This window comes from Escherichia sp. AM3, assembly GCF_032029835.1.
GTDB lineage: Bacteria > Pseudomonadota > Gammaproteobacteria > Enterobacterales > Enterobacteriaceae > Escherichia > Escherichia coli.
On the sequence record NZ_JAVUPQ010000398.1, the window covers coordinates 1 to 915 of the forward strand.

The 915-nt window shown below is 51.3% G+C and carries 2 protein-coding genes and 1 pseudogene; all 3 read left to right on the forward strand.

The window, feature by feature from the left end:
• On the forward strand, positions 1-467 hold a 467-nt coding region (locus tag RTW80_RS26135), incomplete at its 5' end, for an ATPase, T2SS/T4P/T4SS family (protein WP_312720991.1).
• Entirely contained in the window at positions 464-754 is a 291-nt protein-coding gene (locus RTW80_RS26140) for a hypothetical protein (RefSeq protein ID WP_001299214.1), read from the forward strand. The genes RTW80_RS26135 and RTW80_RS26140, both read left to right, overlap by 4 nt.
• Positions 649-915, forward strand: a pseudogene (locus tag RTW80_RS26145) (phospholipase D family protein); the annotation flags it as partial. The gene RTW80_RS26140 and the pseudogene RTW80_RS26145, both read left to right, overlap by 106 nt.

A 915-nucleotide genomic window follows, 5' to 3' on the forward strand; every position in this document is an offset into this window, starting at 1 on the left:
CTGCTGTACGACGTAATCCCGAAATTATCGGTGTTGGTGAGATCAGGGATAACGAAACCGCCGACGCAGCGGTACAGGCAGGCAACACCGGGCATTACTGCCTGAGCACCATGCATACGAAATCTCCTGGTGAAACGTTGGCACGTCTTCTTGGGCTGTTTCCCCCTGTCATCAGGGATTCGATGGCCTGGGCTGTCCTGTCACTGTTGCAGTTCATTCTGGTTCAGGTTCTGGTCAGAACAAATGACGGTGGTCGTAAAGCCGTCCGGGAATATATCGTCATTAACGATGAGCTTCGCGACAATCTTTCCGGAATGCCGCATGCAGAGTGGGGGCATCACATTGATGCCATAATCCGGCAGGAGAAGCGCCGTATCCGGGACCAGATTCTGGAAATGTATATCCGGAATGAAGTTGACCGAAGAGAAGCGATTCTTTTTATCCCGCCAGGGGAGTTACGGTCATGAAAAGAGAAGGTTTCTGGCGATATGCAACACCGCCAGTCAACATCCAGGGCGTACCTCTGCCGTTCACCATGATTTATCTGTTTATATGCCCCTTTCCCTCCAAAACAACCTTCTGGATTTGCACCGGCATCATTTTATTTTTCGTTATTCTCGACCGTTCAGGCTGGACTGTCAGGACGATCTGTACTCGCATTTTCAGCATTCTGAGAGGGGCCATCGCCTCCGGTCGTCCATGGTGGTATCGCCACCATACGGAATCACCACGAGACTGGACTGGCCTCGATTAAATTCTGGAGTCTTTATGTCAGGTAAAAAAACTATCGTTACTCTGCTCCGGGTATCGCTACTGGCATGCCCGTTACTGTTCACGACACCATCGTTTGCAATGATCGACACGCCATCCGTGAAGGTCGGCTTTTCTCCTGAAGGAAGCGCATCCGCTCTGGTG

Bases quoted from the DNA above. Each gene is read 5' to 3' on its own strand.
- RTW80_RS26140 (WP_001299214.1), top strand. From the start codon at position 464: ATGAAAAGAGAAGGTTTCTGGCGATATGCAACACCGCCAGTCAACATC.